The 16,639-nt window shown below is 28.0% G+C and carries 12 protein-coding genes; 8 read left to right on the top strand and 4 right to left on the bottom strand.

Annotated elements, in window-relative coordinates; translation table 11 throughout:
- Window positions 1-142 precede the first annotated feature (142 nt).
- The 6 genes from HBE96_RS14455 to HBE96_RS14430 all read left to right on the top strand — a co-directional run bounded on the left by HBE96_RS14455 (window position 143) and on the right by HBE96_RS14430 (window position 7,984).
- Entirely contained in the window at window positions 143-1,918 is a 1,776-nt protein-coding gene (locus tag HBE96_RS14455) for an ABC transporter ATP-binding protein (RefSeq protein WP_169298434.1), read from the top strand.
- Window positions 1,915-3,846, top strand: coding sequence for an ABC transporter ATP-binding protein (locus tag HBE96_RS14450; RefSeq protein WP_169298433.1), 1,932 nt, complete (start codon window positions 1,915-1,917; stop codon window positions 3,844-3,846). The genes HBE96_RS14455 and HBE96_RS14450 overlap by 4 nt, the downstream gene beginning before the upstream one ends.
- A 259-nt stretch (window positions 3,847-4,105) precedes the next feature.
- Window positions 4,106-4,756 (top strand): TetR/AcrR family transcriptional regulator, encoded by a 651-nt coding sequence (locus tag HBE96_RS14445; protein WP_169298432.1) that lies wholly within the window; start codon window positions 4,106-4,108, stop codon window positions 4,754-4,756.
- Between the two features lie 25 nt (window positions 4,757-4,781).
- Window positions 4,782-5,762, top strand: coding sequence for an HlyD family secretion protein (locus HBE96_RS14440; protein WP_169298431.1), 981 nt, complete (start codon window positions 4,782-4,784; stop codon window positions 5,760-5,762).
- A 17-nt stretch (window positions 5,763-5,779) separates the two neighbouring features.
- Window positions 5,780-6,436, top strand: coding sequence for an HlyD family secretion protein (locus tag HBE96_RS14435; protein ID WP_169298430.1), 657 nt, complete (start codon window positions 5,780-5,782; stop codon window positions 6,434-6,436).
- Between the two features lie 30 nt (window positions 6,437-6,466).
- On the top strand, window positions 6,467-7,984 hold the full coding sequence (locus tag HBE96_RS14430) for a DHA2 family efflux MFS transporter permease subunit (protein WP_169298429.1): 1,518 nt from the start codon (window positions 6,467-6,469) through the stop codon (window positions 7,982-7,984).
- A gap of 207 nt (window positions 7,985-8,191) precedes the next feature.
- Here HBE96_RS14430 and HBE96_RS14425 read toward each other — a convergent pair whose 3' ends face one another.
- Together HBE96_RS14425 and HBE96_RS14420 are read right to left on the bottom strand one after the other, a co-directional pair.
- On the bottom strand, window positions 8,192-8,710 hold the full coding sequence (locus HBE96_RS14425) for a hypothetical protein (protein WP_169298428.1): 519 nt from the start codon (window positions 8,708-8,710) through the stop codon (window positions 8,192-8,194).
- 715 nt (window positions 8,711-9,425) lie between these two features.
- Window positions 9,426-10,121, bottom strand: a complete 696-nt coding sequence (locus HBE96_RS14420) for a DUF975 family protein (RefSeq protein ID WP_169298427.1) — start codon at window positions 10,119-10,121, stop codon at window positions 9,426-9,428.
- Window positions 10,122-10,535: 414 nt separating this feature from the next.
- Here HBE96_RS14420 and HBE96_RS14415 point away from each other — a divergent pair, with 414 nt between their 5' ends.
- Complete coding sequence (locus tag HBE96_RS14415) at window positions 10,536-13,910, top strand: insulinase family protein (RefSeq protein ID WP_169298426.1); 3,375 nt, start codon at window positions 10,536-10,538, stop codon at window positions 13,908-13,910.
- A gap of 43 nt (window positions 13,911-13,953) precedes the next feature.
- Here the strand turns inward: HBE96_RS14415 and HBE96_RS14410 are convergent, their stop codons facing one another.
- On the bottom strand, window positions 13,954-14,217 hold the full coding sequence (locus tag HBE96_RS14410) for a DUF1294 domain-containing protein (protein WP_169298425.1): 264 nt from the start codon (window positions 14,215-14,217) through the stop codon (window positions 13,954-13,956).
- Between the two features lie 58 nt (window positions 14,218-14,275).
- Window positions 14,276-15,421 carry a hypothetical protein gene (locus tag HBE96_RS14405; RefSeq protein ID WP_169298424.1) on the bottom strand — a complete coding sequence of 382 codons (1,146 nt, stop codon included), beginning with the start codon at window positions 15,419-15,421 and terminating at the stop codon, window positions 14,276-14,278.
- Window positions 15,422-15,667: 246 nt separating this feature from the next.
- On the opposite strand from HBE96_RS14405, the gene HBE96_RS14400 reads away from it, so the two are divergent.
- A complete protein-coding gene (locus HBE96_RS14400) occupies window positions 15,668-16,564 on the top strand; it encodes a DUF2156 domain-containing protein (RefSeq protein WP_206154942.1) in 897 nt (298 codons plus the stop codon).
- Window positions 16,565-16,639 lie beyond the last annotated feature (75 nt).

The raw sequence follows: 16,639 nt of genomic DNA, 5'->3' as shown, positions 1-16,639 counted from the left end.
TATTTTTGAGTAAGAATAAGAAGATAAAAATAAGGAAAATGAATTCAAATAAGTTTGTAAAATTTTTTTATAGTACGTGTATTTAATAAACTTTTAAAGTATTTATAAAAGTAAAACAACACAATAAATGGAGATGATATTAATGTTTAAATTATTTAGGTTTTTAAAAGGATATGAATTACATATTATAGCAATAATTTTGTTGATTTTTACTCAAGTACTTGCAAATTTGTATTTACCAACTTTGATGGCTGATATAGTTGACAAAGGTATAGTACAAAAGGATATAGTTCAAACTATTTCATTTTTAGGATTCACCGGATCTTATAAAGGGGTAGATTATATTATTAGAATAGGTGGACTAATGTTGCTTGTTTCGGCAGGTGGTGTTATATGCTCGGTTATAGCTGCATTTTTATCTTCAAGAACTGCTGTAGGACTTGGTAGAATTATCCGTAACAAATTATTTACTAAAATTGAAGCATTTTCTCTACATGAATTTGATAAGGTTGGTACAGCAACTCTCATAACTAGGACTACAAATGATGTTACTCAAATTCAATCAGTAACCATAATGATTTTTTCTATAATGCTTTTCGCTCCTTTAACTGCATTAGGTGGCATTTTTATGGCGTTAAGAGAAGATAAAGCTTTAACCTGGATTTTTGCAGTTGTGATACCGCTTCTTGGAGTTATTATTGGAGTAGTTCTTAAGTTTGCTATGCCCTTATTTAAATTGATGCAAGTAAAGATAGATAAATTAAATCTTGTATTACGTGAACAACTTACTGGGATTAGAGTAATACGCGCTTTCAATCGTATAAATACTGAGAAAGAAAGGTTTAATAATGCTAACATTGATCTTATGGAAAATGCTATAAAAGTAAATAAAATTATGGCATTTCTCATGCCAATAATGATGCTAATTATGAATGTTACAACAGTTTTTATTATTTGGTTTGGTGCAAAGAGGATAGACAATGGAGATATGCAAGTTGGTTCATTAATAGCATTTATTCAATATGGAATGCAAATTTTATTTGGATTCTTAATGCTTGCTATGATATTTATAATGATACCAAGAGCTCAAGCTTCTGCAATAAGAATAAATGAAGTATTAGATATGGAACCAGAAATTGTGGATGCAAAGAATACTATAATGGCTAATGAAGAAAGTGGATATATTGAGTTTAAAAATGTAAGTTTTAGCTATGAAGGTGCAGAACAGCCGGCTATTAGTAATATAACTTTTAGTGCAAAGCCTGGTGAAACCACAGCTATCATTGGTGGTACAGGTTCTGGTAAATCTACACTGGTAAATTTAATACCACGTTTTTATGATGTGTCTAGTGGTTCAGTGCTAGTTGATGGTGTAGATGTGAGGAAAATGAGTCAGGAACATTTAAGATCTAAAATAGGTTTTGTTCCTCAAAAAACAGTACTTTTTTCTGGAAGCATTGCTGAAAATATTAGATATGGTAAAGATAATGCCACTATAGAAGAAATTAAGCATGCAGCAGCAGTGGCGCAAGCTGAGGGATTTATTAATAGTATGAATGAAGGTTATGAACATATTATTTCTCAGGGAGGAACTAATGTTTCTGGTGGACAGAAACAACGTTTATCCATAGCGCGTGCTTTAATTAGAAAACCTGAAATATATATTTTTGATGATAGCTTTTCAGCGCTGGATTTTAAAACTGATGCAAAGCTTAGAGCAGCACTTAAAAAGGAAACAGGAAGGGCTACTATGATTATTATTGCTCAAAGAGTTACAAGTGTTATGGATGCAGATAGGATTATAGTTTTAGATGATGGAAAAATTATGGGTATGGGAACTCATAAAGAACTTTTAGATAATTGTGAGGTTTACCGTGAAATTGTAGCTTCACAGCTATCAAAGGAGGAGTTAGCATGAGTGAAAATAATAAAAACAGTGGAAATGAAAGAGGCATGGGACGTCATGGCGGCGGACCAATGGGATCTTTTGCTGGTCCTGTAGTAAAAGCAAAGAACTTTAAAGCAAGCTTAAAAAGGCTTTTGAGTTATTTAAAACCACAAAGACTTAATTTTATATTAGTATTTATATTTGCAATTATAAGTACTATTTTTAGCATAGTAGGACCTAAGATTTCAGGAAAGGCTATAACCAAGTTAGTTGAAGGTTTAATAGCAAAATATACAGCAATAGCAAAAAATGCTGCTTTGATTAAAGCAGGTAGAAAAACACAGATTCCAATACCTGTCATAGATTTTGCATATATAGAGCGTATTATTTTAATACTAATTGGATTATACTTACTAAGTACAATTTTTGCCTTCTTTCAACAATATATTATGGCTGGAGTTGCACAGAAAACTGTTTATAATTTGCGTAGGGATGTTCAGGATAAACTTTCAGTTTTGCCTCTTAAATTTTTTGATGCAAGAACTCATGGTGAGATATTAAGTCGTGTAACAAATGATATTGATAATATTGCAACTACTTTGCAGCAAAGTCTTACTCAACTTATTACATCTATTGTTACTATTATTGGTGTCATCATTATGATGTTAACCATAAGCCCATTACTAACAATTGTGGTTATCTTAACTTTACCTTTATATGTTGTTGTAACAGCTTTTGTTGCAAAACGTTCTCAAAAGTATTTTGCATCTCAGCAGAAAGAAATAGGTATGCTTAATGGTCATGTTGAAGAAATGTATACTGGACATAAAATTGTTAAATCTTTTGGACATGAGGAGGAGTCTATTGAAGAATTTAAAAAAATTAATGATAGATTATATAATGCTGGTTGGAAAGCACAATTTATATCTGGAATAATAATGCCTATGATGAGGTTTGTTAGTAATATAGGTTATGTAATAGTTTGTGTTGTTGGTGGCTATTTGGCAACAAAGGGAAAAATAAATATTGGGGATATTCAAGCATTCATTCAATATTCTAATCAATTTACGCAACCAATAGTTCAAACAGCCAATATTGCTAATATAATACAATCTACAGTTGCATCAGCTGAGCGTGTTTTCGAACTTTTAGATGAAACTGAAGAGATTCCAGATAGTATTGATGCTCAAGTTATAGAATCACCAAAGGGAGAAGTTGAATTTAAAAATGTTTATTTTAGTTATAAAGAACAGGAGCCTCTTATTAAAAATATGAATATTGATGTAAAACAAGGTCATACTATTGCAATTGTAGGACCAACAGGTGCTGGTAAAACTACACTTGTTAATTTGCTTATGCGTTTTTATGAGATAGATGGTGGATCTATTAAAATTGATGGAGTAGATATTAGAAATATAAAACGCATGGAACTTCATAATATGTTTGGCATGGTACTTCAAGATACCTGGCTTTTTAATGGTACTATAATGAAAAATATTGCTTATGGAAAAGAAGGAGCAACGGAAGAAGAAGTTATACAGGCAGCAAAGGCAGCTCATGCCCATCATTTTATTAAGACTCTTCCAGATGGATACAATACTATACTGAATGAAGAGGCTTCAAATATATCACAGGGCCAAAAGCAGCTTTTAACTATAGCTAGGGCAATACTTGCGAGTCCAACTATTATGATACTTGACGAAGCCACAAGCAGTGTTGATTCTAGAACAGAGGTTTATATACAAAAAGCTATGACAGCGCTAATGGAAAATAGAACAAGTTTTGTAATTGCACATAGACTTTCTACAATTAGAGATGCAGAGTTAATATTAGTTATGAATAAAGGAAGTATTATTGAAATGGGTAATCATAATGAACTTCTTGCTAGGAAAGGTTTTTATGCGGATCTTTATAATAGTCAATTTGCTGGAGCAAATTTAGATAGTGAAATTGTATAAATTATACTCTGTTTTAATGAAAGTAAAGATATTTTAGTTCACTAAGTTTTTAGCAGGGTTAAGAAGTGGCTAAAACAAAACATTAAGCATTTAATGATATATTTTAAATGGGACTGTTGCAATAACAATTTTTTTAGTTAGTGTAACAGTCCGTAATATTTATATGCAGAGGTGTTGACCATGCGGTCAATAAGTAGTATAATATTCCTATATTGACCACATGGTCAATGTAAAAGAATTTTATTGGAGGATAATAAAAATGTACGAGAATTTTGAAAAAATATCGGAAGAAAAAAAGAATAGAATTATTAAATCAGCTTTAAAAGAGTTTGCTGTAAAGGGGTATGAAGAGGCATCTACTAATAGCATTGTAAAAGATGCAGGTATATCTAAAGGAATGATATTTCATTACTTTGAGAATAAGAAGAACTTATATTTATATATTTTAGACTACTGTGCTGAGTTATATTTTGAAAAAACAAAAGAAATATGTGAGAAATATCAGGATAGTGCATTTGAAAAATTTAATCAATTATTAGAAGAAAGAACAGAATGGCTTAAAGGTGAAATGTATTTAGGAATTATTATTTCAAATGCACTTTTGTGTAATTTACCAAATGAACTGCAACCTATAGCAACTGGAAAAACTCAAAGCTTAATAGAAAGAATGAAAAAAGTTATGCTTAATAACATAGATAAGTCAGATTTTAATGAAAATGTGGATTTAAATAAGGTGTTTGATATGTTTTCATTTATATTTCAAGCACTTACAATGAGATATTTGAAAAAATATTCTTTTATTCAAAGTGAATTAAAAGAGGAAGAAGTGATAGAAGAATTAGAAATGATGAATAAAGAACTTATATGTTTTATAGAAATAATAAAGCATGGTATTTGCAAGAGAGAGTAAATATATTTTTAAAAGGAGGGATAAAATGAAGGATTATATAAAAAAATTAATTCTAATATTATTTACAATTCCAATATTATTAAATGGGTGTACTTATTTTAAATCAAATGAAAAAGAAAGTATTAGTGCAGCATCAGCTCCAAGAGAAGTTTTTATTTTTGCTGGAAAAATTCAAGCTGATAATTCCATAAATTTGGCTTCCAAAATTTCACCTTCTAAGGTTACGAAAGTTAATGTACAAGTAGGAAGTAAAGTTAATGCTGGAGATCCAATTATATATCTAGATACCACAGATTTAAAGAATCAGCAAAATCAAGCAGAAGCAAAAGTAAATACAGCTAAGGCTGCTCTGGATAAAGTGCAGAGCAAAGCAAGACCTGAAGATATATCCATAGCAGAAGCAGCTATAGATAATGATAATAAAATTTATGAAAATACTCTTAATAATTATAATCGAATAAAAAAGTTATATGATACTGGAAATGAAACAAAACAAAATTTAGAACAAATGGAAGCAAGCTTAAATAGTGCTAAGGATAAGTTGATTTCAGACAAAGGTACTTTAGATAAACTTAATAGTGGTGCTACAAAAGAGGATATAGCTTCATCCCAGGCTTTGGTAAATGAAGCACAAGTTGCAGTAAATTCAGCTGTAAGTCAAGTAAATAATGGAATCATAACTTCATCAATATCTGGAACAGTAAGTGAATGTAATATACATGTAGGAGAAATTGCGGGAACAGGTGTTACTTTAGTTAAAATTGTAGGCAATGATCAGCTTTATATAGATGGATATGTACCTGAAAATGTGTTTAAGAAAATTAAAGTAGGTGAAGAGGTTGTTGTTAAATCAGATGATATACCAGATAAAAGATTTAAAGGTGAAATATCTGTAATAAATCCTATGCTTAGTTCTAATGGAAAAAATGTAGTTAGAGTTACTTTAAAAGAGGGAAATGACATTTTGAAGCCAGGAATGATTACAGAAGTAGGACTTAAAGAGTAGAGGAGATGAAAAAGCATATGAAATCGAAAAAGAAGATAATAATGAGCGGTATATTAATACTTATGATGGTAACTATGGTAGGAATAGTAGGATATTATTGGTATAATAGTACTCATTTTGTTTCCACAGAAGATGCTAAGCTTAATGCAGATTTATTAAAAGTAAGTCCTCAAATATCTGGTAAACTTCTAGAATTTAATGTTGAAGAAGGAGACAGGGTAAACAAAGATCAAATAATTGGAAGACAGGATATAGTGGGACAGACTAGTGATACCTTAGAAAATGCTATTATTCGTTCTCCTATAGATGGAATAATTATAAAAAAACAAGCAAATGTAGGTGAAATGTGTGCAGCAGGTCAGACACTTGCTTATGTAATAAATCAGGATGACATATATGTAACAGCTAATATAGAAGAGACAAAATTAACTAGATTAAGATGCGGTGAAAAAGTTGATATTACTATAGATAAATATAAAAATAAAAAATTTACTGGAAAAGTAGATTCTATTGGTGAAGCATCTACTGCTACATTTTCTTTACTTCCAACGTCCACCAGTGCTAACTTTACAAAAGTTGTGCAAAAGGTACCAGTTAAAATTAAATTAGATAAATATAGCAATGTTAAACTTTTACCAGGTATTAATGTAGTAGTTAATATACACATAAAGTAAAAGAAAAGATTATAAAGGCAGGTGAAAAGTGTGGAAGAAAAAGAAGCTCCTTCTTACAAATGGTTATGCTTAGGAATAGTGATTATTGGAACTTTTATGGCATTTCTTGATACTAGTATTGTAAATATAGCTGTAACAAAAATAATGTCTTCTTTTGGATCAACTTTAGATAGAACTCAATGGGTTTTAACTGGATATATGCTAGCATCAGGAGCTGTAATACCTCTCACTGGATATCTAGAGGACAGTTTTGGAATGAAAAAAGTATATGTATTCTCTTTAATTATTTTTACATTAGGATCATTTATGTGTGGAGTTTCATGGAATATAAATGTATTAATATTTTCAAGAGTAGTACAAGCAATAGGTGGAGGAATGATTATGCCTGTTAGCATGTCTATGGTATATAAAATAATGCCTAAAGATAAGATTGGAATAGCTACAGCAATTTACGGAATAGCAGCAATGGCGGCACCAGCTATTGGACCAACTTTAGGTGGATATATAGTTGAATATTTAAGTTGGAATTTGATTTTTACGGTCAATGTTCCTATTGGAATTATTGGAACCTTTTTAGCTATAGTGATTATAAAGGATAGTAACGGAATGAAAGGACAAAAATTAGATTACATTGGAGTATTAACTTCAACTTTAGGATTAGTAAGTATTCTCTATGTCATAGGTGAGGGATCTAATATAGATTGGGGAGAAATAAAGTATCCATTACTAATTGTTTTTGGAACCTGTAATCTTATACTCTTTGTCGTACAAGAACTCACTACAGATAATCCTTTATTAGATTTAAGAATATTAAAAATATATAAATATACCCTAAGTTTAATAGTAACAAGTATTATAATGTTTGGTATATATGGTTTGTTACTTTTAATGCCGTTATTCTTACAGAATTTAGTGGGCTTAAGTGCTGTGAAAACTGGTATTATGATGATGGCCTATGCATTTGGATCGGCCTTATTTATGATGATAAGTGGCAAAATTTCAAGTAAAATTGGAGGTTTACCTTTAATCGTTTTAGGCATGATTTTAATGTCAGTTTCAACTTATAAATTATATTTCTTAAACCTGGATACAAGTAACAGTATTTTTACTTTATTAGTATTTCTAAGAGGAGCTTCAGTAGGAATTTGTATTATACTGATTCAAAATGAGGGAATGAATGCTTTGCCTAAGGAATTAGTAGGCAGAGGATCTTCTCTTCAAAATACTGTAAAACAAGTAGTGGGATCTTTAAGCATAACTATACTTACAATATTCCTTCAACATAGGCAGAATTTGCATTATTATAGATTGGCTGAGCAGTTTAATAGTATAAGTCCTATAAGTGCAAATTTTTTAAATTCAGCTAAAGAGTATATACTAGGAAAAGGTTTTGAGTCAGTAAATTCTCAAACTGGAGGTTTGTACCTTGCTTATTCATATTTAGGAAAAAAAGCTTATTTGCATGGAATAGATGATGCTTTTATGCTAACTTTATTTATTATGTTAGTAACTATACCATTAGTATTTTTATTTAAGAAAACTGTCTAATGAAAAGATAATCCATGACCATACTGTATTTTACAGTACGGCTGGATTTTTTTGTAAATTATTTGAAGTAAAATTTATATAAGAATCAATTTATATAAAACTTAAAGAAAGCTAAAAATATAATTTATATAAGCTTATAATATAAAACTTCAATACTTTGAGAATTGAAGTTTTTCATTTCATTTAAGCTTAACATATAAATAAAATTTAATGATAAGCTTTTGTATAAAGTGTACTTAATAATTTGTTTTCTGAATGTGAAGTCATTTCTTTTACAATATCTAAATATCTTTGAGATACATCAGGGCATACAGATAGAATACTATCTATAACACTATCGATATTGCTATCATCAACTTTTTTTAAACTGTTATTTTCATCAGAAATCATGTCTGTACTGCTTAAAGAGTTATATATAACATCTGTTATTGGAGATTGCATAACATCATCATTTTCTAAGCACTTTTCTGAAAAATATAAAGTGCCGTCTATTACTGTAAATTCTCCATATGCATATTCTTTTGAACCTTTACCTGAAGGACAGTCATATTTAGTATGTTCAACATGCTTTATATCAAGTATATTTTCTTCTTCTTTTCTTGTTAGAACACACCGTACTTCTAAATCTAATAGTCTTTCTTTCATATGTTCAGAAAAGTTTTCGCCAAATTCTGAAATAAAGTGTTTTACTGATATGGTTTTCTTGATTTTATAATTTTTTCTCATTAATAGATCCTCCTTTAATATATGAAAATACTTTTAATTGAAGGTTTTAACATGCAAAATAAAGTAAATTTTAGTTTATTTAATCCAAAGGCAGAAAGGATTATACACAATACAACAAACTACACTGCACAAGAACTCTAATTGCTTAAACAAAAGAGTTTCTGCAGCTACCTTTCGAGAAAAGGACATTTTTACGTATAATGCTATTGGGTTAAGTTAAAATTTAGATGCATGTTTAAACGTTCTATAAGATAAAAAAACACCTATGAAAAGGTGGTAGAAAATTTAATGTAGATAAAATATTAAAACTTTCAATATTTTAAAGTTGTAGATACATTTTAGAATATTAAGTGTTTCAGATCTTTTATTCTGTTTTTCTACTTAAAACTTGAGTTTAATCTTCTTAAAAGGTGTTGTTGATATCAACAACATTTAGCTTATTCTTCTAGTATACCACAAAAATTGAAAATTAACAAAATTTTTTTCTTTTGTAATGCTAAACTAAGAATAACTTGACAATTTAGTATGAGAAAATTAAAGGCCTACAAAGTTTTATAGCAAAAATAGATGATTTATATAAAAAGCTGTGAAATATAAGGGTTAATATCTTAATTTCACAGCTTTTAAATTGAAAGAAAACTTACATTGTACAAAAAATATGAAATTTTATATGTCATTTTTTAAAACCTTATTATAAATGCATCTTATTATAAGACTAATTTTCATAAGTAGATTTTAATTCTTCATAAAAGTTAGCCTGAGCAGTTTCATAGTAAGGTAGAATCCATATAAAGCCTATACCTAAAGTTAATATTCCAAGCAAAAACCATCCAATAAAACTTAGAACTAAATGGAATAGTCTAGCTTTATGGCCATCCATCATTTCAGTACTTAAATTTATAGCGTCTATAACACTTAAATCGGGATTATCAATTATTATATAGTAAGCCATTGAATACTTAAACCATGCAACAATTCCAGGAATTATTAAAAGTAAAGTCCATAAAATTATAAATAAAGATTTTATAAGCTCTAGTAAGAATAGTTTTCCAAAGGTACCAAAGTTTTTAAAACCATATAGTAAATCCTCAACTAAAGCATTTTGGTTTCTTATTAATTTTAAAAAGAATAAAGAAGAACCTGCATATAATGCACCACTTAATAAGAAACTTATAATATCGAAAGTTGTATTAACTGGTGAATTGTCTACAAAATTTAAATGAACATGAGTATTTAAGAAAGAAATAGAGTTAATACTATCATTAACGGATGATATATTTGAAAAAGAATCTGCAATAAGCCAGCATATAAAACAAACAAGAGCAGCTTTAAGCCAGTTATTTTTCAGTTTTTCTTTAGCTAATTCCTTTAATTCTTTAGAATTTTTTAAAATGTAATTATCTGAAGTCATAGATAATTCCCCCTTAATATTATTAGTATTCGTTAATTGATTATACAGTATAATATACCACATATAACGATAAAAGTCAACCTGTTTTGTGACAAGTTTAGTTATTCATGAATGTGTAAGACAATTTTATCTTATATACAATACTCAAGAAAAAATTGTTGTTTAATACTATATATATTACATTTTGTAAATAAAGGTTATACATAAAATTTAATATATAAATAAAATTAACACAAAGATAATTAGAAATATCAAATATTAAAAGTTTAGAATAATTTTCGTTTATTCAATCTAAAACTGTGACAATTGAAGGCTTAAAATGTATAATTTAACATAATTGTATTTTAAAATTTAAAGTACTAGTATAATATATAATTAATAAAATTATTCCAATTTTTATAAGGGGGACTTCAAATGAATAAAAGGCTAAAATCTATAATAGCGTTAACAGTGGTAACAATGTTATCTTCACAGGCATTTGTAATGGGACTATCAAGCAATGTAAAAGCTGAAAGTGTCAATGTTCAAACCGCAAGTACTATTAATAATTCCTTAGGGGGATTTCAATTAGTTTCTAAAAAGTGGATAGAAGACTTAAAGGCAAATGTATGCATATATAAACATGCCAAAAGTGGCGCACAGCTTATATATGTGCAGAATGATAGCGATAATAAAATGATGTGTGTAAATTTTAGAACACCTACAAAGAATGATAATGGAGTTAATCATGTAATAGAACATTCTGTTCTTTATGGATCAAAAAATTATCAAGTTAAGGATGTTTTAACTCAAATGTCTAAAAGGTCTTTAAATACATATTTAAATGCTATTACTACAAGTGATATGACTATGTATCCTGTGGCAAGTAAAAATGATAAAGATTTTGAAAATTTAATGGGTGTGTATTTAGATGCAGTTTTTTATCCTAATGTTTTAAAGGATAAAAAAATTTTTAAGCAGGAAGGCATAAGATATGAACTGAATTCTCCAAAAGATGAATTAACATATAATGGTGTAGTATATAGTGAAATGAAAGGAAATTACTCTTCGCCTAATTGGATAATAAATAGAGCTGTAAATCAATCTCTTTTTCCAGATACATCATATAAATATGAATCAGGTGGTATTCCAGATGAAATGCCAAATTTAACTTATGATGAGCTTGTAAAAACTTATAATGAAAATTACAATCCTTCAAATAGTTATTTTTATTTGTATGGAAAAATGGATATTGAAAAAACTTTAAAGTTTATAGGAGAAAAATATTTAAATAATTTTGATAAAAAAGAAGTAAAAACTGAGTTAACAGTTCAAAAACCTTTTACAAAAAGTGTAGAAAAAACAGCAGAATATTCTTTGCCTCAGGGAGTTTCCACTAAAAATAAAACTTACCTAAGTTTAAATTATGTAATTGATAAAAATACCAATAAGGATTTAGTGGAACAATTCACTTTACTTCAAACTTTATTAGGAGGAATACCATCTTCACCAATAAGAAAAGCATTAAAGGATAATGGATTTGGAGAAAATGTACTAGTTTCATTTAATTTCTTTGGTATTCAACCAGTATTTAGTATAGAAGTTGAAAATGCGGATGAAAATCAAAAAGATAAATTTAAAGAAGTTGTAAATAAGGCATTAGAGGATATAGTAAAGAATGGTTTTGAAGATCAACTATTAAATTCAATTTACAAAGTTTATGAATTGGATAATCGTAAATTAAAAGGTGATTATGATCTTGAATATAATGAGATTATTATGAGCAGTTGGATGCATGGTGGAGATCCTACAGCCTATTTAAATATAAATTCGGATATGGAAAATATCAAACGAAATATTAAACCTGAATATTTAAAAGAACTTGTAAAGACATATTTATTAGATAACAAAAGTTCATCTTTAGTAATTTTAAAACCAGTGGCAGGTCTTGCAAATAAGAAAGAAGCTGAATTAAAATCTAAATTAGCAGCGTACAAAGCATCTCTTTCAAAGGAACAGTTAGATGCATTAGTAAAAGATACTCAGGATTTAAAAGCATGGCAAAATACACCACCAACACAGGAAGAGTTAAATACACTGCCAACTCTTACTCGTGAAGATATAAATACAAAGACTAAAGAATATAAAACTGTGGAAAAGACAGAGAATGGAGTTAAGGTTTTAAAGCATCCTATAAATACTAATAATGTAGATTTTACTACGTTGTATTTTGATAGCAGTACTGTACCACAGGATAAATTAGGATATATATATTTATTAAGTGAAATTCTTGGTAATGTAGATACAAAAAATTATTCTAAAGATGATTTGCAGGAACAGGTTTTAATTAATACTGGAGGAATTAAAATTTCTCCAAGTTTTATAGTAGATCATAATGATAATAATTTATATTTTCCAAAAATGGTGGTGAATTTAACATCTCTAAATGAAAATTTAAGTAATGGATTTAAAATTTTAAACGAAGAGGTGTTTAATAGCAATTTAAATGATAAAGTACGTATTAAAGAAATAATAAGTAACTTAAAGATGGCAAAAGAACAAAACTTGGCTTATAATGGTTCGGTAATAGGTGGAGAAAAATTGTTATCTTATATGTCTGAATCAGGAAAATATAATATTTATAAAGATGATGGATTTTATACTTTTTTATGTGATTTGGATAAAAGCTTTGACAGTAAAAGTGATGAAGTTGTAAAGAATTTGCAACAAGTTAGAGATCTTATATTTAACAAAAAGGATATGATAGTAAGCTTTATTGGAAATGAAGAAAATTATAAAACTTTTTCTGATAACTTAAATAAGTTTTCAGGCGGATTAAAAAATGAAAATCTTAAAAAATATAAGTATAGTTTTGATAGTTCAAAAATAAATGAAGGTTTAATTATTCCTTCTACTGTGCAGTATGTATATAAAGGTGGAGATATTAAAAAATCAGGTTATAGTGAAAATGGAAAATTTAAAGTTCTTCAAAATATATTATCAAGCAGCTATTTATCTCCAATTATAAGAGAAAAAGATGGAGCCTATGTAGCTTCCATGGCAGTAGAAAATGGCAATGTGATATTTTTATCTTATAGAGATCCTAATCTTCAAAAGACTATAGATACCTTCGATAAATCACCTGAATATTTGAAGAATTTTAGTGCTGATGAAAAAGAAATGACTAATTATGTAATAGGTACTGTAGGACAAGATGATAATAAAAATAGTCGTTTAATTAAAAAGTATGGTCCAGCTGCTGATGGGTATATAGCTGATGATTTATATTTATCTGGAATTAAGCAGTCGGATTTAGAAAAGGAGAGAAAAGAACTTATATCTACTACAGCTGAAGATATAAGAAATTTTGCACCTGCCATAGATGCTGTTTTAAAACAGAATTATCTTTGTGTTGTGGGTGGAGAAACAAAAATAAAAGAAAATAAGAAAAACTTTATGACCATAAAAAATGTGTTAACCTCAGAAGAGGAAAAAGGAACAACTTTGGACATGGAGAAGAAGGAGAACGTAGCCTGTGATAAAACATGGACTTTTAAATTTGAAAAAGATTTAGATGAGGTAACAGTAAATACTGCTAATGTATATGTGTTAAATGATCAGAATCAGCAGGTAAAGGTCAACGTATCCTATGATAAGAATAATAAGGCTATTAAAATAGCTCCAGTAAATTCTTATGAAAAGGGTAAAAAGTACACCATATTTATAAAAGACATTCAGTCTGTGAAAAAGAATGGGGTGACATCTAAACTTATTGCTCCTGTAGATATGGAATTTGTAACTCAAAAATAGTTAACCTTTTAATACTCAAAAGTAAAAATGCTAAGTGCCTTAGTTACAAACTAAAGTACTTAGCAAATATAAGTATTTGAATAATAAATATCAATGGTATTCCAATTGCAAATCTTTTATGTTTAGTTTTATGTCTAAATAAATGCATACCTATAAGTATACCTGGGCTTCCAAGGAGTAGAGCTGTAATAAAAAGAGTTTTTTCAGGTATTCTCCATTTTCCTTTTTGAGATTTTCTTTTGTCAGAATGTATTAAAAATATTCCATACAAGTTTATAAGTAAAATATAACATAAAAAAATTTTCATAGTTTATATTAATATACCTTTTAAAGTATACTTCCCTTTGGAATCCTCCTATTTATAATTATTTACATTTTTCACTTAAATCTTTAAATATAGCTTCTACGCCTTTACCCCAATTTTTATCCTCAGCATAGTTTTTACCTACCCATAAAAATGGATCTGAACCTTTGGGCATATCTTTAGATAGGTTAATAACAGTTCTTGCAGCTATTTTTGAAGCATCTTTTATATCTGTATTGTATTCCTGCCAGCTGTGAAAAACGTTAAAGGGATTATTAGCAATTTTAGATGCGAATTTTGCATCTTCGGGTACAAAACTTTGTTCTTGTCCGGTTATTGCAAAGAGAACTAGTGGGTTTAAATTAAATTCTTTTCCAACAGACATAATAGTTGAAAAGTATGGTTCTTTTGCAAGTAAAGATTTGCGCCCGGTTAAAAATCTCTTTAGTTTTGTTTCATTTATATTTTTATATCTCATGTATTCAGGAAGATGAGCATTTGAAAATTTACTATTAGTACTTTGCAATAAACTTTGAGAAACACTTTTTTCCTTAAAAGAATAAAATTTAAAATTACTTTTAGAACTCATGCTGTAGACAATTTTACTTACTGGATAAAATATAACTGCAAGAATTATAACACTGCAAATAATAATAACTTTATTGTTAAGTTTAAAATGTTTAAAAGATTTTAAGTTACTATTTGAAATCTTTGAAGTTTCATTATCAATAGCAATATTTTTATCAGCATTAGCATCAATAGGAATACTATCAATAGGAATACTATCAATAGATTTATGATCATTAGTATTTTTAACTTTTTTTTCGTTATTTAAATATGCATTTAAGTCTTCATCACTAATAGGAACACTTACATTTGAGTTAATCCAATTTGTTAATATGCTTGTACAATTATTTTTAATATCATTTTCAATTAAGCAGGAATCAAAAACATCATACATAGTAATTGATGTTTTATTTTTGGCAAATGTATTTTTTAGAATGTTTATTTTTATAGAAGATTTATATTCATCTGGTATACCTTCTAATTTTGTATATAATATGTGATGAATTGTATTTGAAAGCATGCTAGCTCTTTCTTTAACTTGATTTTGGGCATATTTTTTATCAATATAGCTTTTAAAAGTTTCAATATCAGTTTTGCTTATAACTTTTTTTGATTTTAGTTCATCTATAAATTTATCCATAGTTTTCACAACCTGTAAAAAATATTAAATCGCATCATAATTTTATCGTAGTTTTTTTGTATAACTTTATATTTTAAAATAACTTATAATGCAAGATAAGTTTCAAAAGTGGATACTTAGTTACAATAAGTATACTAAAAAACATAAAAGTGCCATATTGAAAAGAGTATAAAGTTAGTGATAATATGTTAGTATATAATTTTAAAGTTTACATTTATATGTAAATAATTTAGAAGGGTTGATATTATGAATTTTAAAAAACTAACTTTAGAGGATAAGGATTTATTTCAAAGGTATACTTCTCCATATACTTTTTTAAGCTGTGAATATTCTTTTACAACTTTATACATTTGGAAGGATGCTTGCGATGTGAAATATACCATATATAAGAATGCATTAATAATTAAAAAGAGAGATTTTGAAGGCAAGTATCATTTTATACAGCCTTTAGGATATAAAAAGGAGGATTTGAAAGACATTATTGAAGTATTGATAAAATATAAGGAAGAAAACAATATTAAATATTTATTTAAAGATCTGGAAGAAAGTTTTATATGTGAAATAAAGGCTTTATTTTCTAATATAGATGACTTTTATATTAAAGAAGATAGAGATAATTTTGATTATCTCTATGAAGCTAAAAGACTTATGAGCCTTTCAGGTAAAAAGCTTCATGGTAAGAAAAATCATTATAATAATTTTGTTAAAAATTATGAATATGAAGTAGTTGAAATAAAAGGTGAAAAGGTAATAAGAGATGTTATAGAAAAAGCACAGCAGTTATATGAGGAAAGAGAAGATGAGGATTGCATGCTTTATTATGAGCTTCAAGCAATAAAAGATATAGTTTCCAATATGAATAAATTTTTATTAAAAGGAATAGCTGTATATGTTAATGGAAAATTAGAAGCATTTAGCATTGGCGAAAAGTTAAATAAAGATTTAGCTGTAATCCATATTGAAAAAGCAAACAAAAACATTAATGGGATGTACAGTTTTATAAATAGAACATTCATTGAAAAGTGTTTTAACGATGTAAAAATAGTAAATAGGGAGCAAGATTTAGGATTAGAAGGTCTTAGAAAGGCTAAGATGTCTTACTATCCATTAAAACTGGAAAAAAAGTTTATTTTTGGATTATAAAATACAGGTGTGGAATATAATTTCACACCTGTATTTTTTTGAAGGGAAATGAAATCTTTTGTAGAATAATTTATT

This window comes from Clostridium muellerianum, assembly GCF_012926525.1.
Taxonomy (GTDB): Bacteria; Bacillota; Clostridia; order Clostridiales; family Clostridiaceae; genus Clostridium_AM; species Clostridium_AM muellerianum.
The sequence above is the reverse complement of the archived record's forward strand: the minus strand, read 5'-3'. Positions and strand labels throughout refer to the sequence as shown.

Coding starts and splice junctions, on each gene's coding strand:
- HBE96_RS14455 (WP_169298434.1), top strand. CDS start 143: ATGTTTAAATTATTTAGGTTTTTAAAAGGATATGAATTACATATTATA.
- HBE96_RS14450 (WP_169298433.1), top strand. CDS start 1,915: ATGAGTGAAAATAATAAAAACAGTGGAAATGAAAGAGGCATGGGACGT.
- HBE96_RS14445 (WP_169298432.1), top strand. CDS start 4,106: ATGTACGAGAATTTTGAAAAAATATCGGAAGAAAAAAAGAATAGAATT.
- HBE96_RS14440 (WP_169298431.1), top strand. CDS start 4,782: ATGAAGGATTATATAAAAAAATTAATTCTAATATTATTTACAATTCCA.
- HBE96_RS14435 (WP_169298430.1), top strand. CDS start 5,780: ATGAAATCGAAAAAGAAGATAATAATGAGCGGTATATTAATACTTATG.
- HBE96_RS14425 (WP_169298428.1), bottom strand. CDS start 8,710: ATGAGAAAAAATTATAAAATCAAGAAAACCATATCAGTAAAACACTTT.
- HBE96_RS14420 (WP_169298427.1), bottom strand. CDS start 10,121: ATGACTTCAGATAATTACATTTTAAAAAATTCTAAAGAATTAAAGGAA.
- HBE96_RS14415 (WP_169298426.1), top strand. CDS start 10,536: ATGAATAAAAGGCTAAAATCTATAATAGCGTTAACAGTGGTAACAATG.
- HBE96_RS14410 (WP_169298425.1), bottom strand. CDS start 14,217: ATGAAAATTTTTTTATGTTATATTTTACTTATAAACTTGTATGGAATA.
- HBE96_RS14405 (WP_169298424.1), bottom strand. CDS start 15,421: ATGGATAAATTTATAGATGAACTAAAATCAAAAAAAGTTATAAGCAAA.
- HBE96_RS14400 (WP_206154942.1), top strand. CDS start 15,668: ATGAATTTTAAAAAACTAACTTTAGAGGATAAGGATTTATTTCAAAGG.